General features: G+C 43.4%; 17 protein-coding genes. 9 read left to right on the forward strand and 8 right to left on the reverse strand.

Translation table 11 applies throughout. The annotated features are described in order from the left end of the window. Nucleotides 1-10 precede the first annotated feature (10 nt). From LPH68_RS16040 to metG, 8 genes are all read right to left on the reverse strand, one after another. Entirely contained in the window at nucleotides 11-760 is a 750-nt protein-coding gene (locus LPH68_RS16040) for a glycosyltransferase family 2 protein (RefSeq protein WP_009038874.1), read from the reverse strand. After that, nucleotides 753-2018, reverse strand: a complete 1266-nt coding sequence (locus LPH68_RS16045) for a glycosyltransferase family 4 protein (protein ID WP_032811925.1) — start codon at nucleotides 2016-2018, stop codon at nucleotides 753-755. The genes LPH68_RS16040 and LPH68_RS16045 overlap by 8 nt, the downstream gene beginning before the upstream one ends. 10 nt (nucleotides 2019-2028) lie before the next feature. Continuing rightward, the gene (locus LPH68_RS16050) at nucleotides 2029-3147 is read right to left on the reverse strand and encodes a glycosyltransferase family 4 protein (RefSeq protein WP_149944121.1); all 1119 of its coding nucleotides are present in this window, start codon (nucleotides 3145-3147) and stop codon (nucleotides 2029-2031) included. After that, nucleotides 3120-4142, reverse strand: coding sequence for a hemolysin activation protein (locus tag LPH68_RS16055; protein WP_192923065.1), 1023 nt, complete (start codon nucleotides 4140-4142; stop codon nucleotides 3120-3122). The genes LPH68_RS16050 and LPH68_RS16055 overlap by 28 nt, the downstream gene beginning before the upstream one ends. Beyond that, nucleotides 4139-5002 (reverse strand): phosphorylcholine transferase LicD, encoded by an 864-nt coding sequence (locus LPH68_RS16060; RefSeq protein WP_120078977.1) that lies wholly within the window; start codon nucleotides 5000-5002, stop codon nucleotides 4139-4141. Before LPH68_RS16060 ends, LPH68_RS16055 begins: the two co-directional genes overlap by 4 nt. 55 nt (nucleotides 5003-5057) lie before the next feature. Beyond that, nucleotides 5058-6110 carry a hypothetical protein gene (locus tag LPH68_RS16065; protein WP_151922852.1) on the reverse strand — a complete coding sequence of 351 codons (1053 nt, stop codon included), beginning with the start codon at nucleotides 6108-6110 and terminating at the stop codon, nucleotides 5058-5060. Next, a complete protein-coding gene (locus LPH68_RS16070) occupies nucleotides 6100-7554 on the reverse strand; it encodes a lipopolysaccharide biosynthesis protein (RefSeq protein WP_074908626.1) in 1455 nt (484 codons plus the stop codon). Before LPH68_RS16070 ends, LPH68_RS16065 begins: the two co-directional genes overlap by 11 nt. A gap of 72 nt (nucleotides 7555-7626) precedes the next feature. Next, complete coding sequence (gene metG / locus LPH68_RS16075; RefSeq protein WP_151922853.1) at nucleotides 7627-9666, reverse strand: methionine--tRNA ligase; 2040 nt, start codon at nucleotides 9664-9666, stop codon at nucleotides 7627-7629. Between the two features lie 936 nt (nucleotides 9667-10602). Here metG and LPH68_RS16080 point away from each other — a divergent pair. From LPH68_RS16080 to LPH68_RS16120, 9 genes are all read left to right on the forward strand, one after another. Beyond that, nucleotides 10603-12663 carry an acetate--CoA ligase family protein gene (locus LPH68_RS16080; protein WP_230296983.1) on the forward strand — a complete coding sequence of 687 codons (2061 nt, stop codon included), beginning with the start codon at nucleotides 10603-10605 and terminating at the stop codon, nucleotides 12661-12663. Between the two features lie 99 nt (nucleotides 12664-12762). Further along, nucleotides 12763-16779: a two-component regulator propeller domain-containing protein gene (locus LPH68_RS16085; RefSeq protein WP_230296984.1), complete on the forward strand. Its 4017-nt coding sequence runs from the start codon at nucleotides 12763-12765 to the stop codon at nucleotides 16777-16779. 56 nt (nucleotides 16780-16835) lie between these two features. Then, the gene (locus tag LPH68_RS16090; RefSeq protein ID WP_151922855.1) at nucleotides 16836-17843 is read left to right on the forward strand and encodes a family 43 glycosylhydrolase; all 1008 of its coding nucleotides are present in this window, start codon (nucleotides 16836-16838) and stop codon (nucleotides 17841-17843) included. A gap of 39 nt (nucleotides 17844-17882) precedes the next feature. Further along, complete coding sequence (locus LPH68_RS16095; protein WP_151922856.1) at nucleotides 17883-19178, forward strand: Gfo/Idh/MocA family oxidoreductase; 1296 nt, start codon at nucleotides 17883-17885, stop codon at nucleotides 19176-19178. Next, entirely contained in the window at nucleotides 19175-19438 is a 264-nt protein-coding gene (locus LPH68_RS16100) for a hypothetical protein (protein WP_151922857.1), read from the forward strand. Before LPH68_RS16095 ends, LPH68_RS16100 begins: the two co-directional genes overlap by 4 nt. 3 nt (nucleotides 19439-19441) lie before the next feature. Next, nucleotides 19442-20860 carry a Gfo/Idh/MocA family oxidoreductase gene (locus tag LPH68_RS16105; protein WP_151922858.1) on the forward strand — a complete coding sequence of 473 codons (1419 nt, stop codon included), beginning with the start codon at nucleotides 19442-19444 and terminating at the stop codon, nucleotides 20858-20860. 65 nt (nucleotides 20861-20925) lie between these two features. Continuing rightward, nucleotides 20926-22275, forward strand: a complete 1350-nt coding sequence (locus LPH68_RS16110) for a DUF1080 domain-containing protein (RefSeq protein WP_074908730.1) — start codon at nucleotides 20926-20928, stop codon at nucleotides 22273-22275. 166 nt (nucleotides 22276-22441) lie between these two features. Beyond that, entirely contained in the window at nucleotides 22442-23239 is a 798-nt protein-coding gene (locus LPH68_RS16115; protein WP_151922859.1) for an FAD:protein FMN transferase, read from the forward strand. 280 nt (nucleotides 23240-23519) lie between these two features. Beyond that, nucleotides 23520-26798 carry a SusC/RagA family TonB-linked outer membrane protein gene (locus tag LPH68_RS16120; RefSeq protein WP_151922860.1) on the forward strand — a complete coding sequence of 1093 codons (3279 nt, stop codon included), beginning with the start codon at nucleotides 23520-23522 and terminating at the stop codon, nucleotides 26796-26798. The last annotated feature ends 1 nt before the right edge of the window (nucleotide 26799 follow it).

Here is a 26799-nt window from a genome sequence, read left to right on the forward strand (position 1 = left end):
AGAACCAGCTTTACCGGTGAATCACCGCACGGATCACAAACCATATATGATGTGCTACGGTGCCGATCAGCCCGTAGTGCTTCGCCATGATGCGAAATCTCTCTTTCAGGGAGGCTTTCTGATTGCGGGTAGTCATTCCTTCATCCAGATAATCGATAATCGTCAGATGGGTATTGTGTAAGGTGCGCGCTTTCTTCATAATACGGATGCACCAGTCGAAATCGGCAGAAAAACGATATTTCAAGTTGTAGGGCTCTACCAGCGTATGACGGGGAAAGAATGCCTGATGGCAGACTAACATACCCTGTTTGAAACTTTTCCAGGTAAGCGTTTCGGGAGCGGACAATCTGCGCATCCGCAGGAAATGCCTGTCCTGGTCTACGATAGCGGTTTCTCCGTAAAGCACATCGGGCAGTTCGCTGCCGTTGATGGTATGCACCATTTGTTGCAGTGTGTCGTCCTCGTGAAAACAGTCGCCCGCGTTCAGGAAACAGAGATAATCGCCGCTGGCAAGGGCGATGCCCTTATTCATAGCGTCATACAGTCCTTTGTCCGGTTCGCTGACAACGGTGTGTATGTGCGGGCGGTAGCGGTTGATAATAGAAATGGTTCCATCCTTGGAAGCTCCATCTACGATGATGTATTCTATGTGATGATAGGTCTGTGAAATGACACTCTGAATCGTGTCTTCCAATACCTTTTCAGCATTGTACGTCACCGTAATGATAGAGAACTTGGGAGTAGGATGGACGCTATGCATATTTCCCCGTTATTTTATTGTAGACATCTGTATATTTCTTTGCGATGATGCTCTCCGAATAATTGCCCAAGACTTTGCGGCAGGCTTGTGCGGAGAGTTCATCGTATTCCGGTTCCGTCAATATCCAATGTATGCCGTTGGCAAAATCTTCCGAAGATTTGTATTGTGCCACGTAACCGTTGTGCAGATGGTCGATCATTTCAGGGATACCTCCTACGTTAAAGCCGACACAGGGTACTCCGCAGGCCATTGCTTCCATAATCATGTTGGGAAGATTCTCTTCCAGAGACGGGATGGCGAAGAGGTCTACGGCATTGTAGATATTTACTATCTCATGCTCATTCTTGATGTAAGGGAGCGGGTAGACATGGAAAGGAAGCTGCTCCTGCAATTGCTGTGACTGGTTGCCGAATACGACTACCCCCAGTGACTCTTTCCATTCCGGATGCTTTTCTGCCAGCAGTTTGCAGGCTTCAATGAGATAGTCGACTCCTTTTCGTTTGTCGGTGATCTTTAACGAGCCGAACAGAACCAGTTTCTTACCTTCTGGCAGCATGAACTTGGCACGTGCTTCTTTTTTGTTCATGGGTTTGAACAGGTTGGTATTAATAGCGTTCGGAATATTGGTGACGCTTTTTCCTTCAAACAATGCGCTGGTCTGTGCTTGTTCCTTCAGCCAGTGACTGCACGTGACGAAATGGATGGGAGCGTAGCTGTATAACTTTTGTTTTTTGCGGAAAGTGCGGTAAGATAAATCTTTCCGGCCACCGCCTTTGTAGATGTAAGGGCAGTCGTGACACTCTTGCTGATAGTTTTTACATTCCCGTGCGTAGTGGCAGATGCCGGTACATGGCCACATATCGTGCATGGTCCATACCACAGGTTTGCCGGAAGTGAGTATTTTCCGTATATCTTTCAGCGAGAGCATTCCTTGGTTGACCCAATGCAGATGGATCACGTCGGCTTGGCGAAATTCCGGGAGTGAGGTGATGTCTGTGCCAGTATTGGCTATGTCAACGTCGAACAGATGGTATCGGCGGAAACGATTGGCACTCCAGATAACGATCCGTTCCCACATGAACTTCCACACTTGCAACCAGTTACTTTTTAAGCGGACCACACTGATTTGGTCGGTCTGCTTGTCACGCACCAGCATTTTGGCTTTGATACCGTTGTTTTTCAGTGACTCCATCAACCGGCTTGCTGCAATGGCCGCTCCTCCTATTCGTTCAGATGTATTTATTATCAGGACTCTCATGGGCAAAAGTTTATGCAAATGTACGGTTTTTAGAGGAAATGTTTGATATTTCCAACAAGCTTTCTGCTATTTCGCGCGAAAAGATTTCGAGGTTGAAGCGTTCTTCTGCCAGTTTGCGTGCATTTTCTCCCATGCGTCGTGCCTCTTCGGGATGGTCGGCGATGTAGCGGATAGCGTCTATCCAGCCTTGTACATCGTTATATTCTACGGTGATGCCGATTTCTTCCTTGTCGATGTCGATTTCGAAGTTGGGGTTGCGCGAGCAGATGACGGGGATGCCGAGGGCAAATGCTTCTACGAGAGTGGTCAGTCCTACGGTGTAGGGGAAGTCCAGACAGCAGATGACGATGCAGCTTTTGCGGGCTACCAGTTTTCCCAGTTCGTAGGGAATCACTCCGTCGGTATAGTGAATATGAATGGAGTCGGGCACTGAATAGCGGTCGAGTATCTTTTTATAGTTGATGTTGCCGCATGAGACGGCAATGTACAGATCCAATTCCTCGTTGGTTGCGGAGAATGACTGGAGCAGGGTGTCCACGTCCCGGTTCTCTTTGCCGGTGGAGATAAATCCTTCGGGCTTCCGGTCGGGCATTTCTGCAAGCAGGTGGTCGTAGAAAGGAAGATCCGGTCCCCAATGGATGAGTTTCAGTTTGTGGGACGGTGCTTTCCGGGTTTTCTGCGAGTCCTGAATCAGTTTCCGACTGAACAGGAACATTTGGTCTATACCTTTGTAGAAAAGGCGGGAGATTTGTTCGCGCCACGGTTTGGGGTTGGTGACGACGGCCGTGTGATGCCAGATGACAATAGGTTTGCGGTACAGTCCCAGCGCACGGAGGAAGATGACGGGTTCTATCCCCCGGAAAGAGGTGGCATAGAGCACGTCGTATTTTTCCTTGCAGAAGAGAATCTCTTTGGTGGCGTAAAACATGAGCTTCAGGCGACTGGAGAAATATTTGCATTTGTGCATTACGGAATGTATTCCGTAATTTTCGAGCAGAGGAAGTCCGTATAAAATATGTCCGGGGAATTTATATTCTTTCCATTCCTCGTAACTTTCCCGTGTGAGGCGGGTATGGTAAAAATAAATAGTAAGCAACGTATTTAGTGGTGCTTGTTTCTTTTCAGCCATTTGTTTATTCGGTTTTTGAGAGCTTTCGTAATGATGGAGAAATTACCGTATTTCAGGTTGAGGAACAGTTCTTCGAACGAACGCCCTATCTTGATCCATGGATGATCCCAGCCCATGATGCGGTAAACCTTCTCTTTGTAGGCTACGTTTTCAATGACGTAGCGGGGATGCCGCAGCGGAAAGTCTACCTCGTAACGCTTCATGGTGAAGATGCGGCGATAGCCCTTGGGCAGGGTGTGGACCGAGCCGGCGAAATGGGTGGAATCTGCCGTTGCTCCGAGGTTGTTTATCATGTTGCGGGTAGGCACGATGCTTAGTCCGGAGTTGAACAGGATAGAGGCGTGGAAGATGGTTTCATAAAAGGCTTTCTGCTGTTCCCGGTGACGCTGGCACATATAGATAAAGTCGCTCCGGAATTTGCGTTCTTTGATGAGTTGCTCCAGTTGTTGCATATTGAAGGAGTCGTCCAGGAAACTGTAAAACTCGTCCCATTGGTCGACTACCCGTTTCCAGCTCGCCCATCCCCAGATGGAAAAGGTGGTGGCGAAGAAATAGTCGGATGGCATATCCTGGGTGATTTCTTCGGGGTTGAAGCCGGCAATCATGCTGATGCGGGTGTCGTGTTCGTATTTATCCAGCATCTCCTTGCAGAATTGGAAAAAGGAAACGGAGGGCACATCGTCGTCTTCCAATACGATGCACTTGTCGACTTTGGAGAAGGCCCATTTCTGCGAAAGATATTCTGAAGGGTCACAGCCGAAATTCTTTTCCTGATAAAGCTGTTCTACTTCACATTCCCAGTCTATCTGTGATACGATTTCACGGCAGGCTTCTATTCCGGGCAAATCGCGTTCGCTTCGTGCTCCGTCCTGATAGAGGAAGAGCCGGGACGGACGTGCTTTCTTCACTTGCTCGAACACTTGCGACAGTTGTTGCGGGCGGTTGAAGAACAGTATAAGTACCGGGACGTCTACTAAAGCGGATTTCATATTCATAGTTCTTGTTTTGGGGTTGTACTGAATGAGAGGGCGGCAGGATAGTGGTTATTTATTTTTTCCTGTTCCTCCTTGGTAAATCGATGCAAGGTCGGGTAGTTGTATCGCAGGAACCCTTCCAGATCATCGGGAGCGGTCACGGTGAGGGGACCGAATTTCACCGGTTGCAGGTGGCGGATACTTTCTACGGTCACGTGGTCGGCGGTTGCCATAACGTTGTTGTAGTAGCGGGTGTTTCGTGAGTTGAAACAGCTTTGCACGGATACCAGCATCTGGTAAATTGCTTTTTTAGAGAAAAGAGAGTCGACTATTCTGTTCAGGAGACAGGAGAAGGCTCCCCGGTTTGTAGGGTTCTCTATTTCGCATTTGCCGAAGTGTTTCCACATCCATATTTCTTTTCCCATCAGGCAGCATTTGAGGAAGCCGAGTGCTTCGGATTGTATTCTTCGCAGCAGCTTGTTGTCGGGAATCTTGTCGAATGGGAATATATCGACAAAAATGCCCGGATGCATCGGGACATTCTTGAACATTTCTTCTACAAAAAGGGTGTTGTTTTTCTTGACTTTGGCAAAATAATACGGGGTGTGCGGGTCTGTCTCTATCCATGAAAGGAAGTAGGAAGGACCCAGTTCTCCGGGTGCTACTTTTAAGAATTTGTTGTAATTCTCCCGCGTCATGCCGATGTCTATATCATCATCCCAGGGGAGAATTCCCTGATCGTAGAGTGCGCCGATGGCTGTGCCGCCTATCACAAAATAGGGAATATCGTGCTTCTGACACACCCGGATGGTTTCTCCCAATATGTCGTAAAGTTCGGCATGTAATAAATCAAGCTCTTCGGCTGTATATTTCTTGTTCATCGGAAATGGTTAATGCACGTTGTCTTGCAAATGTAGTAATTATATTGCTAAGTTACTATAACTTTAAGTTTCCTTGCATAAATTTGGTGGCCACTCGCCCACGTCCCGGAATGGGGAGGACGGATGCTTGCGGAAAGTCCTTGAGCAGACAGTCTGCCGGATTGATCTCCGGATAGAACTTCTTCAACAGGAACAGGCTGGGACCGGTGGTGATACTTCCTATAAAGACGGAAGCATCCATCAATAGCTGTATCGAGCAGAGGAAACGTGCCATTTGCTTCTGTTTCAGTTCTTTGGTGGTCTGTGTGAAGGCGCTGTTGACGTATCCTTGCTCGTTGGGGCTGCAAAGGGTGTACCAGTGTATGTCCGGGGCAAGGGTTTGCACTTGCTCGAAGAGGCGGTAGTCGTCGGTCAATACAAAGACGTCGCGGATGGCTGTTTTTTCTTTGATGAGGCGTATGTAGTGTTCCGGTGGCAGCAGGTTGGTTTCGGTTATCTTGTCTCCTCCGCGTATCTGGCATCCTGCGTATTGAGGCGGAAGTTGCAGGGTGGCGGCAAATTGGCGACATTCCTGTGCGGTGGTGTCGTTGAGTTTCCAGGTGATTTCCGTCAGTTTTTGGAAGGTGTGGAGGTAGTCACCGTCTATTCCCAGTTCGAGGATATGGAAGCGCTGGTTGGGGTTGAACGTCACTTGGAAGTTGAGCAACACCGGTTTACCATACGTGAAGAAAGCAAGGGCTTTTCCGATGATGTTCTTGCAGGTTACTTTCAGTTTCCATTTCAGTAACTTCGTTTTAGATAATTTTTTGTCTTGCATCAATGCTTGCCATGAAGGCAGGCGATGGGTGTTGTAGGTGTGGTGAAACGGTTCGTGCACTTGCTCGCAGAAAGGTACGAAACAGTCTTCCCAGCCCTTTTCCCATCCGAAGTTGGCGTCGTCGGAGTAAAGCTTGAACTGTATTTTGTGTTGCAGGCAATAGAGCATTGCATGGAGCATATAGGTATATTCGGTAAAGAATCCGGCGTCTATACCTATGTGATAGATCATTGTCTTTTTGAAAGAACTGTTCAGAAGGCGGTATTTAGTGGCAAGATCATTAGGGTTCATGTGGCTTCTTTTTGATGAAATACTGGATGCTTTCTTTAAAGGTGACCGAACGACTGCCCCACATGGCGGCTATGTAGAGTGCTGCTGCGAGCACTATCTTGCTTGCCAGGCGGAGATAAATATTCTCGATGGAACGGGTGGAATAATAGGTGATTACCATCACCGTAGCGGCAATGACAGCGTATGGAAGTATGTCTATCAGTGCATGGCGCAGCTTTAGTCCGATTTCCTGCCATACGAAGTAGTGCCACGTCAGTAGCCACAGTATATTGGTGGATACATAGACGGCGAGCATGGCATAGATCCCGTGTGAATGGACTAACAGAACGCCTGACAGTAGAATAATGCCGAGCACTATGGTGTTCCACATATAGATGCGGGATTTTCCTTTGCTGATGATGAGTTGCTGATAGAGGTATGCGATGGGAGTGAAGGCTCCGCTGATACACAGAATCTGCATGATGGATATGCTGGAATACCACTTGTCGGTGATGGTGATGGTAATCAGTTCTTCTGATACGATTCCCAGTCCGAGCATGGCGGGAAACGAGACAAAGGCGGTGAAACGCAGCATTTTGCGGAATACCCGTTTTTGCCGTTCAAGGTCGTCCGACACTTTGGTGAGTACCGGTTGCGCCACTCCGTTTATCATGCCGGATATAAAGAGCTGTCCCATACCGCACCATTTATTGGCCTGGTTGTAATATCCTACTTCCTTTTCGGTGTAGAATTTACCCAGTATCACAGAGAACAGGTTGTTGTTGATGTGATTGAATACATTGGTTACCAGTAGCTTCCCGCTGAATCCGAACATTTCCTTAATCGGGGTGAATTTGAACTGCAAGCTCGGTTGCCAACGGGTGAAATGCCAGTAACAGGCTGTGTTGACGGCTACATAAACGATGCTTTGCGTGGCAATACCCCAATAAGAGAAACCGAAGTAGGCAAGAGTGACTCCGGTGATTCCGGATACGGTAAGCCCGATAACGGAAGACAGGGCCCGCTGTTTCACCATCAGGTTTCGCAGAAGATAGGCACTGTGGGATATTCCCAGGCTGGCTATGAAGAATCCGATGAAGGAATAACGTGCCAGCGGTGTCAGTTCGGGAGTATGGTAAAAATCGGCAATGAGCGGTGCGCACAGGAATAACAGCAGATACAAGGATAAGCTGATGGCTGCATTGAACCAGAAGACAGCATTGTAATCGTTATGTGTCACTTCCTTCTTGTTGACAAGGGCGGCTGTGAAACCGCTCTCCTGTATCGAACTGGCAATGAGGGAGAAGATAGCCAACATTCCCACCATTCCATAGTCTGCCGGAGTGAGCAACCGTGCGAGGAATATTCCGAAAAGCAGGTTTAACAACTGCTGTATGCCGTTGCTGAATCCTCCCCAAAATAGTCCTTTGGCTGTCTTTTCTTTTAGTGACTGATTCTCGCTCATGTTATTTGCAAAGAATACATGAAAAGGCTATGCGCAATGATAGCTTTTCATGTATTCCCTATTTAAGTTTTATTATTTTACTTCGCTACCCGGCTTCACCTCACGTCCCGGCATGATAACTGCCAGACTGCCGTCGTTGTTTTCGGCACTTAGAATCATGCCTTCGCTGACGATACCTTTCAGTTTGCGCGGAGCAAGGTTGGCGATGAAGCAAACCTGTTTGCCTACCAGTTCTTCCGGTTGATAATGCTTGGCAATACCCGATACGATAGTACGTGTTTCCAGTCCGTCGTTGATTTTGAATTGAAGCAATTTATCCGCTTTCGGCACTTTCTGACATTCAAGAATGGTACCTACACGGATATCCAGTTTCGTGAAATCATCGAATTCGATGTTCGGACGGATAGGATTAGCCTTGTAGTTGGCTTCTTCGTTTGCTTTCTTTGTATCGAGCAATTTTTGTACTTGTGCTTCGATAGTAGCGTCTTCAATCTTTTCGAACAATAATTCCGGTTTGTTCAACTGGTGACCTACAGGGAGAAGGTTGTCACGTCCCAATTCAGACCATTCGAAAGTATCCATGTTCAGCATTTTGCGGAGTTTTTCCGAGCTGAACGGCAGGAACGGGTCGAAAGCGATGGCAAGGTTGGCAACCAGTTGCAGGGAGATGTTGAGGATGGTACCTACACGCTCCATATCTGTTTTTGCCAGTTTCCACGGTTCGGTGTCGGCCAGGTATTTGTTGCCGATACGTGCCAGATTCATGGCTTCTTTCTGTGCGTCGCGGAATTTGAATACGTCGAGCAGTTTTTCCACTTCTGCTTTTACGTCTGCAAATTCTTTCAGTGTTTCCTTGTCGTAGTCGGTCAGTTCACCTTGTGCAGGTACGCGCCCGTCGAAGTATTTTTGAGTCAATACCATTGCACGGTTCACGAAGTTACCGTATACGGCTACCAGTTCATTGTTATTGCGTGCTTGGAAGTCTTTCCAAGTGAAGTCGTTGTCTTTCGTTTCCGGTGCGTTGGCGGTCAGTACGTAGCGGAGTACGTCTTGCTTTCCGGGGAAATCAGCCAGATATTCGTGCAACCATACGGCCCAATTGCGGGAAGTAGAGATCTTGTCTCCTTCGAGGTTGAGGAATTCGTTGCTCGGCACGTTGTCCGGCAGGATATAGCTGCCTTCTGCTTTCAGCATGGCGGGGAATACGATGCAGTGGAACACGATGTTGTCTTTTCCGATGAAATGGATCAGGCGGGTTTCAGGATCTTTCCACCAGGTTTCCCAGCTGTCGGGGAGAAGTTCTTTGGTGTTGGATATGTAGCCGATAGGTGCGTCAAACCATACATAAAGCACTTTTCCTTCTGCTCCTTCTAAGGGAACAGGGATACCCCAGTCGAGGTCACGGCTCACGGCACGTGGTTGCAGTCCCATGTCGAGCCAGCTTTTGCATTGGCCGTATACGTTGGGACGCCATTCTTTGTGATCTTCCAGAATCCATTTGCGCAGCCATCCTTCGTGCTTGTCGAGAGGAAGATACCAGTGTTTGGTTTCTTTCATTACCGGTTTGCTGCCGCTGATAGCACTTTTCGGGTTGATAAGATCCGTAGGAGAAAGTGAGGTTCCGCACTTTTCGCATTGGTCGCCGTAAGCGCCTTCCGAATGACAGTGGGGACATTCTCCGGTGATATAACGGTCGGCAAGGAATGTTTTTGCTTCCTCGTCGTAGTATTGTTCAGACGTTTTCTCGATGAATTCGCCTTTATCGTACAATGTTTTGAAGAAATCCGAAGCCAATTGGTGATGCGTCGGCGAAGTGGTGCGGCTATACACGTCGAATGAGATACCGAATTCTTCGAATGATTTTTTTATCAGCGAATGATAACGGTCTACTACATCCTGCGGAGTAATTCCTTCTTTCTTGGCACGAATCGTGATAGGTACCCCGTGTTCGTCCGAACCTCCGATGAATAATACATCTTCTTTTTTCAGACGCAGATAACGCACATAAATATCTGCCGGTACGTATACACCAGCCAAGTGACCGATATGGACAGGACCGTTCGCATACGGCAGTGCCGATGTGACGGTGGTTCTTTTGAATTTCTTTTCCATTATATAGTGTGATTTTTGTTGTTTTCAACTTTGTAATGTGCAAAGATAATGACTTTTCACCACAGATTACACGGATTAACACAGATTATTTCATTGAAAAGTGGTCACAGAATGAAACAGGAACGTTTCGTAATAAAAAAACAGGTAAAAAGAAAGTGTTTTACCCTGATATAAGTTGGCTAGAAAATAGCCAATTTGTATCGGGGTATTTTTATATTTTCTATTATGTTCTATTTTTAAGATTGAAACAGATTAGGAGTATCTAAACTGTATTCTAATAAAAGAAGTGACGTATAAAATACTGTATGAATATGCGGAATAAGTAATCTTTCTTGAATACAAATGAGTGAATATTCATGATTGTTGATAGAATCATGAATCATTGCTTTTAAAGGAAGACTTCGTTCCTTTTAAAGAAACGGTTTATTGGTCAGTGAGAAGTGCTTCCTTGCTTTTAAACGAAAGGACAAAAGGGTATTTAGAATACTTGTTTTGTGCTGGTTGCTGTCGAATAGGTAACATGTGAGTTGTTTCTATTTGAACTTATATTTGCAATAATCTGCTCCTGAAATTAGGAATTTTGCCTTTTTGATGTTGAATCGAATGATTTAAAGTCTGTTTTGTGTGAATATGGATTATGCAACTTGCTTATCCTTCAAGTTTTCCAATATACTCCGGACTCATCTTGTATATTTTTGATTCTGTATGAGTTTTATGTCCATTTTTTCTGCATAAAGTAATATTCTGTTCTAATGATAAGAATTACATGGTAAGATTATAGCTTTGCATTTCAATAAGTCAGTATAATCTATATAATTTCTTGCTCATTTCCTCTTTTATCATCTATTTCCATCTATATTTCTCCTCTTTTTCTTTCTTTTTTCTCGTAAGAAAGAATATATTTGTACCTAAGTTAAACGAAAACCAAAGCATGATATGATAACAACCCAGTTGCTTCGTCCTGAAAGTATTGTCGTAGTAGGGGCATCGAATAATGTGCATAAGCCGGGTGGCGCAATATTAAAGAATTTGATAAATGGAGGTTATCAGGGAGAACTTCGGGCGGTGAATCCGAAGGAAAAGGAAGTGCAGGGAGTTCCCGCCTTTGCGGATGTGAACGATCTGCCGGACACAGATCTGGCGGTGTTGGCTGTGCCTGCCTTGATGTGTCCTGATATGGTGGAAACATTGGCTAGCAAGAAACAAACCAGGGCATTTATCATACTCTCGGCTGGTTTTGGTGAAGAAACCCACGAAGGGGCGCTGTTGGAAGAACGTATTTTGGAAACAGTTAATAAATACGGCGCTTCACTGATTGGTCCTAATTGCATTGGATTGATGAATACATGGCATCATAGTGTATTCAGCCAGCCGATTCCTAACTTAAACCCCAAAGGGGTGGACTTGATTTCCAGCTCCGGTGCTACGGCGGTATTTATTCTCGAAAGTGCCGTAACAAAAGGTTTGCAGTTCAATTCAGTCTGGTCGGTGGGAAACGCCAAGCAGATCGGTGTAGAAGATGTATTGCAATTTATGGATGAGAACTTCGATCCCGAAAAAGATTCTCATCTGAAACTACTCTATATTGAAAGTATTCAGAATCCGGACAGGTTGTTATTCCATGCTTCGTCTTTGATTAGAAAAGGGTGCAAGATTGCGGCAATCAAAGCCGGAAGTTCGGAGAGCGGAAGCCGGGCGGCATCTTCCCATACAGGAGCAATCGCCAGTTCCGATTCGGCAGTAGAGGCTTTGTTCCGTAAAGCAGGCATTGTGCGTTGCTTCTCTCGTGAAGAATTGACTACTGTGGGTTGCGTGTTTACTTTACCCGAATTGAAAGGAAAGAATTTTGCCATTATCACTCATGCCGGAGGGCCGGGAGTGATGCTGACAGATGCGTTGAGTAAAGGCGGACTGAATGTGCCTAAGCTGGAGGGAGAAGTAGCCGAGGAACTAAAAGCCCAACTATTCCCCGGTGCTGCCGTCGGAAATCCTATTGATATTCTGGCTACCGGAACACCGGAACATCTGCGCCTTTGCATTGACTACTGCGAGGAAAAGCTTGACAATATAGACGCCATGATGGCCATCTTCGGAACTCCGGGATTGGTTACTATGTTTGAAATGTATGATGTGCTTCACGAAAAGATGCAGACTTGCAAGAAACCGATTTTTCCCATTCTTCCTTCCATTAATACAGCCGGAGCAGAGGTTTCCGCCTTCCTGGCAAAAGGGCATGTGAATTTTGCAGACGAAGTGACCTTGGGTACTGCCCTTTCACGTATCGTCAATGCTCCTAAACCGGCAGTTCCTGAAATAGAACTGTTCGGAGTGGACGTTCCGAGGATTCGTCGTATTATTGATTCTATTCCGGAGGATGGTTATATCGCTCCCAATTATGTACAGGCATTGTTGCACGCTGCCGGTATTCCGTTGGTAGATGAATTTGTTTCCGACAATAAAGAGGAGATAGTAGCTTTTGCCCGTCGGTGCGGATTTCCGGTAGTTGCCAAGGTTGTTGGTCCTGTGCACAAATCAGATGTCGGTGGTGTCGTTTTGAACATTAAAAGTGAGCAACATCTGGCACTGGAATTCGATCGTATGATGCAGATACTTGATGCAAGAGCAATTATGGTACAGCCGATGCTGAAAGGTACGGAACTGTTTGTTGGCGCAAAATATGAAGAGAAGTTCGGTCACGTGGTACTTTGTGGTTTGGGAGGTATTTTTGTGGAGGTGCTGAAAGATGTATCTTCCGGTTTGGCTCCGCTTTCTTACGAAGAAGCTTATTCAATGATTCATTCTTTGCATGCTTATAAAATCATTCAGGGAACACGTGGGCAAAAGGGAGTCAACGAAGATAAATTTGCTGAAATTATTGTCCGTTTGTCCACTTTACTACGTTTCGCTACAGAGATCAAAGAAATGGATATAAATCCGCTCTTAGCAACAGAAAAGGCCGTTGTAGCAGTTGACGCGCGTATCAGAATAGAAAAATAGGACTATTCTTTCATTCATTGAGACATATTTACTATCTTTCCGCTGTGATTTTGCCTACATTTGGTAACTCAAACGGAAGGATAGAAAATACGTATATTTATGAAGAAAGTTCTCATATTTTTAATCTGTTTAATCGGCTATCAGATCGGCTGCCATGCGCAAATGGCGGACGAGCATTATTATTTCAAAAATCTTAGTGTACAGAACGGGTTATCTCAAAATACGGTCAATGCGATTTTGCAGGATAAGCAGGGCTTTATGTGGTTCGGCACAAAAGATGGTTTGAATAGATATGACGGTTTGTCATTCCGCAAATTCAAACATGATGACCGCACACGGCGGAGCATTGGTAATAATTTTATCACAGCTCTTTATGAGGACTCAAAAGGAGATATCTGGGTAGGTACGGATGTAGGACTTTATATCTATAATCCGGAAAAAGATTCTTTCCGTCATTTTGCTGAATTGAGCGCAGAAAACACGAAAATAGAGCATACCGTAACTGCAATCTCCGGAGACAACAAAGGATGTGTCTGGGTAGCGGTAGAGTCGCAGGGACTATTTTGTTATGATCTGGAGGAAGGAACACTCCAGAACCACACATTGAAGAACTTTTCTTTTATCTCCACCAATGTCCAGTCTTTTGTTTTCGATAATAGCGGAACCCTTTGGATTGGTTGCTATGGTGATGGACTTTTCTATTCGAAAGACCGTTTGCAAACCCTTCATCCTTATGTATCACCTGTAGACGATCAAAAAACTTATGAGAATGATGTCGTGATAGGTCTGGTGAAAGGAGCATATAATTGTCTATATATAGGCTCTTTAAAAGGAGGAGTGAAAGAACTGAACCTGACCTCTAACAAACTGCATGATTTACTCTCTAAAGATGAAAGTGGAGAGGCTGTTTTTTGTCGTGAACTGCTGGTAGCTTCTGACAACGAATTGTGGATTGGCGCAGAATCGGGACTTTATATTTATAATCTCCGAATGGGTAAGTATGTTCATTTGCGCAGTTCGATCAACGACCCTTATTCTTTATCCGACAATGCTATTTATTCATTGTGTAAGGATCGCGAGGGTGGTATCTGGATTGGCTCTTATTTTGGCGGTGTGAATTACTATCCTCGTTTTTATACGTATTTCGAGAAATATTATCCCAAAGGGACTGATAATGGTTTGCGTGGGAAACGAGTACGTGAGTTCTGTCAGGATAATCAAGGTATTCTGTGGATTGGTACGGAGGACGGTGGTCTGAATCGTTTCAACCCCAAGACCAAAACATTCTCCTTCTTTACACCCAGTAGTGCTTTTACCAATGTGCATGGTTTATGTTTAATTGGAGATCATCTTTGGGTAGGAACCTTTTCAAAAGGAGTGAAAGTAGTAGATACGCGTACGGGAGCTATCGTGAAAACCTATCAGAAAACGGATTCTCCCCGTTCATTGATAGATAATAGTGTTTTCTCTATTTGCTGCACAACGACCGGTGATATTTACCTGGGAACTTTATTCGGCTTGCTCCGATATAATAAACAGTCTGATGATTTCGACCGGATACCGGAACTGAACGGTCGGTTTGTGTATGACATAAAGGAGGACTCCGGAGGAAATCTATGGTTGGCAACTTATGCTAATGGAGCCTATTGCTACAATGTGAGTGAAAAGAAATGGAAGAATTATTTGCACGATGAAAATAACCCGAAGAGTCTCCCGTATGATAAGGTATTAAGTATCTTTGAAGACTCTCACCGACAAATCTGGTTGACTACTCAAGGAGGAGGTTTTTGTCGTTTTCAGCCGGATACGGAGACATTTGCCAATTATAATTTGTCGGCCGGACTGCCGAACGATGTTGTATACCAGATTGTGGAGGACAAAGAAGGATTTTTGTGGTTGACAACTAATAACGGTTTGGTCTGCTTTCAACCTACTACCGGAATGATGAAGGTATATACCACCTCCAATGGCTTGTTGGGCGACCAGTTTAATTATCGTTCAAGCTTTGAAACTGAGGATGGTACGATTTATTTGGGTAGCATCGATGGTTTTATAGCCTTTAATCCCAAGAATTTCTCCGAGAACAAGTTTCTCCCGTCTATTGTAATTACTGATTTCTTTCTGTTTGGAAAGGAAGTATATGCTGGTGAACCGGGCTCTCCGTTGGAAAAGAGTATCACTTTCTCTGACCAGCTTGTTCTCCAGTCTAATCAGAATTCTTTCTCTTTCCGTGTAGCCGCGCTGGATTTTCAGGCTCCTAAGACAAGTCGGATTATGTATAAGTTGGAAGGCTTTGATACAGACTGGTTGACAGTTGGTGAAAGCCCTATTGTTACCTACTCCAATCTTCGATATGGTGATTATACCTTCCGGGTGAAAGTTGCCAATAGTGATGGAGTATGGAGTGACGATGAAGTGGTATTGGAAGTACATATTCTTCCTCCTTTCTATCTTTCTATATGGGCGTATTGTGCGTATGCTTTGCTGATTATCGGTTGTTCTTTACAAATTGTTGTGTATTTCAAGAGACGCAGTAATAGCAAACATCGACGACAGATGGAGAAATTCGAGCAGGAGAAGGAACGTGAAGTTTACCATGCAAAGATTGATTTCTTTACGAATGTGGCCCATGAGATACGTACACCGCTAACATTGATTAAAGGTCCGTTGGAAAACATTATATTGAAGAAACAGGTCGATGCGGAAACGCGGGAAGACCTGAATGTAATGAAGCAGAATACGGAACGATTGTTGAATCTGACTAACCAGTTACTTGACTTCCGTAAAACGGAAAGTCAGGGATTCCGCTTGAATTTTGCGAAATGCAATGTAACGGAGGTACTGAAAGAGACTCATGTGCGTTTCACTTCCCTTGCCAAACAGAAAGGTTTGGAATTCACCTTGCAAGTGCCTGAAAAGGATTTTTATGCACATGTGAACCGGGAGGCGTTTACGAAGATTATCAGTAATCTGTTGAACAATGGGGTGAAGTATGCTGAAAGCTACGTACATATATTTTTGGAGGTGTCGGAAGCGGATAATAATAATTCATTCCGTATTCGTACAGAGAATGATGGAGTAATTATTCCTAATGAGATGAAAGAGGAAATTTTCAAACCTTTCGTTCGTTTTTATGAAAAAGAAGACGGAAAAGTGACTACTGGAACAGGAATCGGCTTAGCTCTTTCCCGTTCATTGGCAGAACTGCATCAAGGAACCCTGGCTATGGGAGAAGGGGAAGAAAATAATACCTTCTGTCTGACTTTGCCGATAGTTCAGGATATGACAATCACTTTAACACCGGAACCGGAAGCAGGAATGGACAAGGTGAGTGAAATTTCTGCTGGAGAGGTGGAAAAGAAAGATAACCGTCCTACAGTGCTGGTTGTGGAAGATAATCCGGATATGCTTGCCTTTGTAGTGCGTCAGTTATCGAAAGAATATGCTGTATTGACTGCTACTAACGGGGAGGAAGCGTTACAAGTGTTGGATGGTAATTATGTGAATCTAGTGGTTAGTGACGTTGTGATGCCTGTGATGGATGGTTTTGAACTATGTAAGAGAATAAAGTCAGATTTGAATTATAGTCATATTCCCGTTATACTGTTGACTGCGAAGACGAATATCCAGTCTAAGATAGAGGGAATGGAATTGGGAGCAGACGCATATCTGGAGAAACCTTTCTCTGTGGAATATTTGCAGGCTTGTGCTTCCAGCCTTATTCAGAATAGGGAGAAACTGCGCAAGGCTTTTGCACAGTCTCCTTTTGTGGCAGCCAATACGATGGCGTTGACAAAAGCTGACGAAGATTTTATAAAGAAGTTGAATGAGGTTATCCAGGTGAATTATAGTAATCCGGAATTTAGCATGGATGATATGGCGGATAGCCTGAATATGAGCCGTTCTAATTTCTATCGGAAGATAAAGGGCGTCTTGGATTTGAGTCCGAATGAATATCTTCGACTGGAACGTTTGAAGAAGGCTGCTCAATTATTGAAAGAAGGAGAAAACCGGGTAAATGAGATTTGTTATATGGTAGGGTTTAATTCTCCGTCTTATTTTGCCAAGTGTTTCCAGAAGCAATTTGGAGTGTTACCCAAAGATTTTGTAAGTTAATATTAATTTATAGCTATAAAGATAAGGTAAAAAGGAGCTTTTAAAAGAATGATTTGATGAAAAAGTATGTAAATTTGTTCGTTTTCGTATTCATGATAGGTGCTTGTCTTTCGCAGGGGAGAGCACAGACAAAGTCTGCGGTGAGTTATAAGAATCCGGTTGTAGATATTGCCATGCCCGACCCTACGGTGATTAAAGCTGCAGATGGTTACTTTTATGTGTATGCTACCGAATCTACCAGAAACGTTCCGATCATGAAGTCGAAAGATTTGGTGGAATGGACGTATTGCAACACTGCATTCACGAATAAAACTCGTCCCAGGTTTGAACCTAAAGCTGGAATTTGGGCACCTGACATTAATTATATTAACGGTAAATATGTGCTTTATTATGCAATGTCGGTGTGGGGAGGAGAACAAACGTGCGGAATTGGGGTAGCTACGGCCAACTCTCCGCAGGGACCTTTTACGGATCATGGTAAGATGTTTCGTAGCAATGAGATTGGTGTACAGAACTCGATCGATCCCAGTCTCCTGCAGTATGAGGGGAGAAACTATTTGGTATGGGGCAGCTTCCGGGGAATATATGTTATTGAACTGACTGCGGATGGGCTGTCGATCATGCCGGGAGCGAAAAAAAAGAGAATAGCGGGAACTGCTTTTGAAGCTGTTTATATCCATAAGTACGGCGATTATTATTATATGTTTGCCTCCATAGGAAGTTGTTGTCAAGGAGTGAAAAGTACATATAAAGTCGTAGTGGGACGTTCTAAGAAAGTATGGGGTCCGTACAAAGACAAGACTGGTAAACCGATGTTGAAAAATGGTTATTCTTTGGTGATAGGTGCGAATGATCATTTTGTAGGCAATGGGCACGGTTCGCAGATTATCCGGGATGATGCCGGACAAGACTGGCTTCTGTATCATGGATTTTTAAGATCAACTCCAGAGAACGGACGTATTCTGTTGTTGGACCAGATCAAGTGGGACCAAGAAGGTTGGCCTTACGTAGAGGGAGGATCTCCTTCTTACGAAACACAAAAAGCACCTGTATTTAATAACTGATTTTCAAATAAACCAATTATAATCTTAAATACCACAAGCATGAAACATACCCCTATTAGCAGGCGGGATTTTCTAAAGAATTTAGGCATAGCCGGGGCTGGCACTCTTCTTGCAGCAAGCCCTTGGCTTTCTGCTTTTTCGGAGGTGATGAACACCTCAAACGAGAAGTGTCGTCTGGCAATTATCGGGCCTGGTTCCCGGGGACGGTTTTTAATGGGATTTTTGGCTAAGAACCCCAAAGTCGATATTGTAGCATTGTGCGACATTTATAAACCGTCTATTGAGAACGCATTGAAACTTGCACCTAATGCCAAAGTGTATGGTGACTACCGGGAAGTGTTGGAAGATAAGTCGATAGATGCTATACTCGTAGCTACCCCTCTTAGCTCGCATTGTAAGATCGTATTGGATGCTTTCGACGCAGGAAAGCATGTGTTCTGTGAAAAGTCAATAGGTTTCACGATGGAAGAGTGTTACCGTATGTATCAGAAGCATCGTAGCACGGGAAAGATTTTCTTCACAGGACAACAGCGCCTGTTCGATCCTCGTTACATCAAAGCAATGGAGATGATTCATGCAGGTACCTTTGGCGAAATAAATGCCATCCGTACTTTCTGGAACCGGAACGGAGACTGGAGACGTTCGGTACCTTCACCCAATTTGGAACGCCTGATAAATTGGCGTCTTTACAAAGAATTCTCAAAAGGATTGATGACGGAACTCGCTTGCCATCAGCTTCAGATCGGAAGCTGGGCTTTGCGTAAGATACCCGAAAAGGTAATGGGACACGGTGCCATCACTTATTGGAAAGACGGCAGAGATGTGTATGACAATGTGAGTTGTGTATATGTGTTTGATGATGGGGTAAAGATGACATTTGACTCTGTTATTTCCAATAAATTCTATGGACTGGAAGAACAGATCATGGGTAATCTCGGAACGGTAGAACCGGAAAAGGGAAAATATTATTTTGAGAGTGTAGCTCCTGCACCGGCCTTTCTGCAAATGGTGAATGACTGGGAAAACAAGGTGTTTGATTCTCTGCCTTTTGCCGGAACAAGCTGGGCGCCGGAAACTGCAAACGAAAACAAAGGAGAATTTATTATCGGAGAACGTCCCAAGAGCGACGGTACGTCATTGTTGTTGGAAGCTTTCGTTGAAGCCGTCATAACACAAAAACAACCTAAAAACATAGCGGAAGAAGGATATTATGCAAGTATGCTCTGTTTGCTGGGGCATCAGGCATTGGAAGAAGAACGGACGCTTTATTTCCCTGATGAGTATAAAATAGATTATCTGAACCATCAATCTGCAAAAACACCCGAAGCAATATGAAAGACACGATTGTAACCGCACGACGTAAGAAAACAGAGTTAATTACTTTACTCGTTTGTTTCGTAGTATCTAATTTGCTACATCTTTATGCAATTATTGCTTATCATGCATCATTTACGGAGATGATAACGTCTATTTTTTATATCATTATATTTACTTTTGTGCTTTATGCTTTCTGGGGGATTTTGCGTCTCTTGTTTTATGGAATACAAGCACTATTTAAAAAGAAGAACTTAATCAATATCAATGAAAATAAATAATTTATGGTAACACGAAGGGATTTTTTGAAAACGATGTCGATGGCTTCAGCCGGATTGGCATTGGGAACCGGTGATTTATTACATGCGCAAACCGTTTCACCTAAAAAAGGAAGAGGTGACAAAGTGAAGATTGCTTATATCGGCATTGGTAACCGTGGAGAGCAGATTATTGAAGACTTTGCACGGACAGGTATGGTGGAAGTGGTGGCTTTATGTGATGTAGATATGGGTGCCAAACATACACAAAAGATAATGGCTAAATATCCGAAAGCAAAGCAGTTTAGGGATTTTCGCCAAATGTTTGATAAGGCCGGTAACGAATTTGATGCTGTAGCAATTGCTACTCCCGACCATTCGCATTTCCCGATCAGTATGCTGGCTTTGGCATCCGGAAAGCACGTATATGTAGAGAAACCGCTGGCACGTACCTTCTATGAAGCGGAACTGTTGATGCAAGCTGCGCTTAAACGTCCGAACTTGGTTACTCAAGTAGGAAATCAGGGACATTCTGAAGCAAACTATTTCCAGTTTAAAGCCTGGATGGATGCGGGAATTATCAAAGACGTTACTGCTATCACTGCCCACATGAATAACCCACGTCGTTGGCATAAATGGGACACTAATATTTATAAACTTCCTTCCGGTCAGCAACTGCCGAAAGATCTGGATTGGGACACTTGGCTCGGAGTTACTCCTTATCACGAGTATAATAAGGATTATCATTTGGGACAATGGCGTTGTTGGTATGATTTTGGTATGGGTGCATTGGGAGACTGGGGAGCACATATCCTCGACACGGCTCACGAATTCCTGGAACTGGGATTGCCATACGAAGTCACTATGCAATATGCAAAAGGGCATAATGATTACTTCTTCCCGTATTCTTCCACGATTCTCTTCCGTTTCCCGCAGCGTAAAGGAATGCCACCGGTAGATATTACCTGGTATGATGGTTTGGATAATCTTCCTCCTATTCCTGCCGGTTATGGAGTTTCGGGACTAGATCCGAACATCCCGGTAACTAATCAGGGAGATACTCCGAAATCTAAGTTGAATCCAGGAAAGATCATTTATACTAAGGATTTGATCTTCAAGGGTGGTAGTCATGGAAGCACTTTGTCTATAATTCCGGAGGAGAAAGCAAAAGAGATGGCAGACAAGTTGCCAAAGGTTCCTAAAAGTCCTTCCAATCACTTCGAGAACTTCTTGTTGGCATGTAACGGTATTGAAAAGACACGCTCGCCGTTCGAAATCAATGGAGTGTTGAGTCAGGTATTCTCACTGGGTGTGATGGCTCAACGACTTAATACACAGTTGTTCTTTGATCCTCGTACGAAGCAGATTACAAATAATGAATTTGCTAATGCAATGCTGGCGGGACTTCCACCGCGTAAAGGTTGGGATGAATTTTATAAATTATAAATAGAAAATAGCCTTTTCCATTCCTTCTTCGAATATAAGGGAGTGGGAAAGACTAATAAATGATTATGAAGAAGAATATCGTATTAACTTTACTTTTATTCTGTGCCGCTTCTTTAGGTGCGCAGAATTGGGAACCTCTTTTCAATGGGAAAAACCTGAAAGGATGGAAGAAATTGAATGGCAAAGCCGAGTATAAAATTGTAGATGGTGCCATTGTCGGTGTATCTAAAATGGGAACACCCAATACTTTTTTGGCAACGACAAAGAATTATGGTGATTTTATCCTTGAGTTTGACTTCAAGGTAGATGACGGTTTAAATTCCGGAGTACAGCTTCGTAGTGAAAGCAAGAAAGATTATAAGAAGGGTCGTGTACACGGTTATCAGTTTGAGATCGATCCTTCCAAACGCGCTTGGTCAGGTGGCATCTATGATGAGGCACGTAGAAACTGGCTTTATCCTTTAACGCTGAATCCGTCGGCAAAAACCGCTTTTAAGAATAATGCATGGAATAAAGCTCGTATTGAGGCTGTAGGTAACTCAATCCGTACCTGGATAAACGGAGTGCCTTGTGCTAATATCTGGGATGATATGACTCCTGTGGGCTTCATTGCTTTGCAGGTGCATGCCATTGGAAATGCGGCAGATGAAGGTAAAACAGTTAGTTGGAAAGATATCCGCATTTGTACGACGGATGTAGAACGCTATCAGACGCCGGAAGCACAAGCTGCACCGGAAGTGAATCTGATCGCCAACACGATTTCTCCGAGTGAGACAAAGGATGGCTGGGCTTTATTATGGGATGGCAAGACTACTGATGGATGGAGAGGAGCTAAGCTTTCTACTTTCCCTGCAAAAGGCTGGAAGATAGAAGATGGAATTCTGAAAGTAATGAAGAGTGGTGGCGCTGAATCTGCTAATGGCGGTGATATTGTGACTACCCGTAAATACAAGAATTTTATTCTGAAAGTAGATTTTAAGATTACTGAAGGTGCCAATAGCGGAATTAAATATTTCGTAAACCCGGATATGAATAAAGGTGCAGGCTCTGCTATCGGTTGTGAATTCCAGATTCTTGATGATGACAAACATCCTGATGCAAAACTGGGTGTGAAAGGTAACAGAAAGCTAGGGTCGTTGTATGATTTGATTCCGGCTCCTAAGAATAAACCTTTCAATAAGAAAGAGTTTAATACTGCTACCATTATCGTAAAAGGCAATCATGTGGAACATTGGTTGAACGGAGTTAAATTGATTGAATATGATCGTAACAATGATATGTGGAATGCATTGGTAGCATACAGTAAATATAAAAACTGGCCTAATTTCGGAAATCCGGAGGAAGGAAATATACTTCTTCAGGATCACGGAGACGAAGTATGGTTCAAGAACGTGAAAATTAAAGAACTGAAGTAAGGGTATTCCGTATTATTGTGGGAGATACGTCAAAATTCTTTATGGCTTTTTATTCAGGCACGGATTGCGCGAATTTCACGGTTGTTCTAATGAAATAGCAATCGTGTAATTTGGGTAATCCGTGCCTAATTTGTCCTGCTATACGATGCAAGTCCCTATTCAACATATGTATAAGCTGTCCCATGAAGGCAGTGGACTGCTTTATGCCTGGTTTCTTTCCATGCATACACGGGTGGATATTATCCTGTATAGCAAGAAAACGGAAGGAGAATTGTTGTTTGTGGTCAATTATATTTATGATGCATTGTGCCGATTGGAAAAGATGGCGAACTTTTATAATCCGGCCAGTGAATTGGCTTATGTCAACCGGACAGCTTTTGTTTCTCCGGTCGTTCTTAGCGAAGAACTCTATTCAATGATTGATTTATGTCTGGAATATAATGGGAAGACTCTGGGGTGTTTTGATATTACAGTCCATTCAGAAAATTACAATCAGAACACGATACAATCGGTACATTTATCAGCTGAAGATCATAGTATCTATTTTTCACGACCGGGAGTTGCTGTCAACTTATCTGGTTTCCTCAAAGGGTATGCTTTGGAAACAATTAAAAGCATATTGAATGAGTGTGTGATAGAAAATGCATTGATAAATATGGGAAACAGTTCCGTTCTTGCTTTAGGTAATCATCCGGTAGGAACGGGATGGAAAGTCAATAATATACTTCTTCATAATGAGTGTCTTACAACCTCTGGTAATGACTCTCCTGAACGTCGGCATATTGTTTCTCCTCGAGATGGAAAATTGGTGGAAGGTGCTCGACAGATATCTGTAGTTACAACTAATGGGGCAATAGGAGAAATATTGTCTACCGCTTTGTTTGCTGCTGACGGCGAGCAACGTAAAGCCTTGATGGGCATATATGCACACTGTCGTGTATATATATCCACCGTGCTGTATTGAGCATCTATATCCAACGATACTTATCCGACTAACTTAGATAGCCTGTAGACGAGTAAAATTAATTATTAAATACGGGCAAATATCCCCATAATTGAATATGACCTGTTTTTTCTGTTTTTTGAGACAAAAATACTATTTGAGATAAGCTCGCATCTTTTATCTTTGCCGTAAATTGTATGGTTTATTAATATAGGCATTGGAATATAAAACGGAAGTAAGTAGATAAATTCAATATAAGCTTGAATATTATCTTATTAATATTAACTCAAATTTATTTAGTATGAAAAACAAAAAAGAAAGTTTCACGTCTCGGGTAGGATTGTTCTTACTATTGGTGACTTTTTGTCTTGGTACAATACAGGCTCAAAGTTCTAAAATTACGGGATATGTGAAAGACCAATCGGGTGAACCGTTGATTGGAGTAAATGTGATGGAAAAAGGGACTACTAATGGAACCGTAACCGATCTAAACGGATTCTATAGCATTGTGGCAAAGGCTTCAAATGCAGTGTTGAACTTCAGTTATATTGGTTATAGAAATCAGGAAATTCCGGTAGCAGGTAAAAAACTGATTAACGTCACAATGAAAGATGATTCAGAGACGCTGGATGAAGTAGTTGTAGTAGGTTATGGTACGATGCGTAAAAAAGACTTGACTGGTTCGGTCATCCAAGTTCGTCCTGATAAGATTGCCAATGAAAATCCTAAAACTGTTCAAGACATTTTACGCGGAACACCTGGATTGGTGGTAGGTTATGGTGAAGGCGATGCAGGCGCAAAAGGTGGCGGTGAGATGAAAATCCGTGGACAGCGTTCCGTTTATACAGATGGTGGTCATAACAATCCGTTGATTATTCTCGACGGCATGTTCTTCCAAGGAGAACTCTCGGAAATTAATCCGGATGATATTGGGCAAATAGATGTTTTGAAAGACGCGTCGGCAGCTGCTGTTTATGGAGCACAGGCTGCTAACGGTGTAATCATCATCACAACGAAAAAAGGTGAAAAAGGCAAGCCTGTTGTTAATTTCACAGCTAGCGTAGGTTTAACTCAAAAGGCTGCCTATCGTGATAGATGGCAAACTACGGACGAATATCTGCAACACTATGTAGACTGGAAAGAAAAAAACACTTATGGTGTGAATGCTGAAACAGGAGAATATGCAGCTTATTCAAGACCAGGTAATGAATATACTTCAAAGCCGGAGTATTTCCGGAATCCTAATAATTTGTCGGGGGTGTCTTTGGAACAGTGGCGTAATTATTCGACCAATCGGGAAGGAGAATCTGATCTTAGTATATGGGCAAGACGTTTGGGATTTAGATATGATACGGCTGCACTTGACAATCTTTTGTCGGGAAAGACCGTCGATTGGCAAGATGAAGCGTTCCGATTAGGTTTCAACCAAGACTATAATGTAAGCATTAGTGGTGCCGGCGATAAAGTGGATTATTACATGTCTTTAGGCTATCTGCGCAATGAAGGTGCGTTTGTCGACGATACTTATCGAGCTATCCGTGCAAACTTGAAACTAAATGCAAAAGTTACCGATTGGTTTGAAGTGGGTGCAAATGTAAACTTTCAAGATCGTTCGGATGGTGAAATCGGCATGGATAAGGGTGGTTTTATGGAAAACAGTCCATACGCCATGCTGAAAGACGAAAACGGAAACTATACACAAGACCCCTTGATGTATCAATATGACCGTGCTAATGAAAAAAACTGGTATTTTGAGAAGCAATACATTCAATTGGAAAAAGGGTATACTACATTGAATACTATCTTCAATGCTAAAGTAAAACTGCCTTTCAATATCACTTATCAGTTCAATATTGCGCCTCGTTTCCAATTTTTCTATGACCGTTATTTTACGTCTGCAGAAAGGCCTAATTCCAATCCTAACGACCGTGGAACAAATCGGGAACAGGCCAAACGTTTTAATTGGTCTCTGAACAATACGATTACTTGGGACCAAACTTTTGCCAACAGGCACCATGTTATTCTGACATTTGTACAAGAAGCGGAAGAACGCCAATATTGGTCGGACCGGATTGAAGCCCGTAATATTCTGCCGTCTGACGCGCTTGGGTTCCATAACACCCAGAATGGAGATAAGTCTGTCAGCTCATTCAGAACGGATGATAATCATCAAACGGCTGATGCATTGATGGCACGTGCATTCTATTCTTACGATGATCGTTATATGGTTACTGGTACCATTAGACGTGACGGCTATTCGGCTTTTGGGGCAAATAATCCTTATGCATGGTTCCCTTCGGGAGGTATAGCATGGTCATTCACTAATGAGGATTTTTTCCAAAAATATACTCATATCATGAATAGTGGTAAATTGCGTGTTTCATATGGTAAAAATGGTAATCGTTCATTGGAAAATCCTTACGAAGCACTTGCCAATCTTTATCCGGGGGGTGGTAAGATGCAAGGTTATATCACTTCTTCAGGTGACTTATATTTAATGCGTTATTTGATGGCCCAACGTATGAAGAACCCGAATCTGCAATGGGAAAAGACACAATCGTGGAACTTTGCATTGGACTTTGGATTTTTGAACGACCGTATTACAGGTACGTTGGAATATTATCAAATGAGTACCAAAGATATGATTATGAGACAACCTCTATCTAATTTCACCGGATTTGAGAATATCACTACCAATTTAGGACAGGTGAACAATAGTGGTTTTGAGGTGGCATTGAATACTCTGAATATTGATAAGAAGAATTTCCAATGGAGTTCATCATTCAGTCTCTCATATAATAAAAACAGAATCAAACATTTGTTTGGTGATCGTCAAGATATAGTAGATGCCAATGGAACTGTGGTAGGTTCCAGAGAAGCGGATTATGTGGCAGCCGGATGGTTTATTGATAAACCTATTAGTGCGATTTGGGATTATAAAGTAACGGGAATCTGGCAGAAAGATGAGGTTGAAGAAGCTAAAAAATATGGGCAGGTTCCTGGTGACCCGAAAGTATGGAATAATCCGGCTAACGACCAATACGATGCTGATGGTAATTTAGTAAAGGTTATCTATAATAATGATGATAAAGTGTTCCAGGGACAAACCGCCGCTCCGGTTACATGGGCATTACGTAATGATTTCACCTTGTGGAAAGATTTGACTCTCTCTGTGAATATTTACTCTCGTATGGGGCATAAGAGTCTGGAAAGTATGTATTTGAACAATGATGACGACGGTGGTGGTATGACTTATAGATTGGTGAACAAGAATGCTAAGGAATATTGGACTGTAGACAACCCGACTAATAAATATGCACGTATTGAGGCGCAAGGCCCGGAAGGTGCAAAAGGCGCACGTAGATTATATAATCGTTCTTTTATTCGTTTAGAAAATATATCTGTTGGCTATACATTGCCTAGGGCTTGGACGGAAAAAATACAAATCGATCGTGTGAAAGTGTATGGCTCTGTTCGTAACGCTGCTGTATGGGCTAAAGATTGGGAAGGATATGGAGATCCTGAAACTGGTAATTTTGCATCTCGTATTTGGACGCTTGGCCTTAATTTAACATTCTAAT

Origin of the sequence: Bacteroides sp. 1_1_30 (assembly GCF_020982715.1) — a bacterium.
In the GTDB taxonomy this organism is placed as follows: Bacteria; Bacteroidota; Bacteroidia; order Bacteroidales; family Bacteroidaceae; genus Bacteroides; species Bacteroides xylanisolvens.

Coding starts and splice junctions, on each gene's coding strand:
- LPH68_RS16040 (WP_009038874.1), bottom strand. CDS start 760: ATGCATAGCGTCCATCCTACTCCCAAGTTCTCTATCATTACGGTGACG.
- LPH68_RS16045 (WP_032811925.1), bottom strand. CDS start 2,018: ATGAGAGTCCTGATAATAAATACATCTGAACGAATAGGAGGAGCGGCC.
- LPH68_RS16050 (WP_149944121.1), bottom strand. CDS start 3,147: ATGGCTGAAAAGAAACAAGCACCACTAAATACGTTGCTTACTATTTAT.
- LPH68_RS16055 (WP_192923065.1), bottom strand. CDS start 4,142: ATGAATATGAAATCCGCTTTAGTAGACGTCCCGGTACTTATACTGTTC.
- LPH68_RS16060 (WP_120078977.1), bottom strand. CDS start 5,002: ATGAACAAGAAATATACAGCCGAAGAGCTTGATTTATTACATGCCGAA.
- LPH68_RS16065 (WP_151922852.1), bottom strand. CDS start 6,110: ATGAACCCTAATGATCTTGCCACTAAATACCGCCTTCTGAACAGTTCT.
- LPH68_RS16070 (WP_074908626.1), bottom strand. CDS start 7,554: ATGAGCGAGAATCAGTCACTAAAAGAAAAGACAGCCAAAGGACTATTT.
- metG (WP_151922853.1), bottom strand. CDS start 9,666: ATGGAAAAGAAATTCAAAAGAACCACCGTCACATCGGCACTGCCGTAT.
- LPH68_RS16080 (WP_230296983.1), top strand. CDS start 10,603: ATGATAACAACCCAGTTGCTTCGTCCTGAAAGTATTGTCGTAGTAGGG.
- LPH68_RS16085 (WP_230296984.1), top strand. CDS start 12,763: ATGAAGAAAGTTCTCATATTTTTAATCTGTTTAATCGGCTATCAGATC.
- LPH68_RS16090 (WP_151922855.1), top strand. CDS start 16,836: ATGAAAAAGTATGTAAATTTGTTCGTTTTCGTATTCATGATAGGTGCT.
- LPH68_RS16095 (WP_151922856.1), top strand. CDS start 17,883: ATGAAACATACCCCTATTAGCAGGCGGGATTTTCTAAAGAATTTAGGC.
- LPH68_RS16100 (WP_151922857.1), top strand. CDS start 19,175: ATGAAAGACACGATTGTAACCGCACGACGTAAGAAAACAGAGTTAATT.
- LPH68_RS16105 (WP_151922858.1), top strand. CDS start 19,442: ATGGTAACACGAAGGGATTTTTTGAAAACGATGTCGATGGCTTCAGCC.
- LPH68_RS16110 (WP_074908730.1), top strand. CDS start 20,926: ATGAAGAAGAATATCGTATTAACTTTACTTTTATTCTGTGCCGCTTCT.
- LPH68_RS16115 (WP_151922859.1), top strand. CDS start 22,442: ATGTATAAGCTGTCCCATGAAGGCAGTGGACTGCTTTATGCCTGGTTT.
- LPH68_RS16120 (WP_151922860.1), top strand. CDS start 23,520: ATGAAAAACAAAAAAGAAAGTTTCACGTCTCGGGTAGGATTGTTCTTA.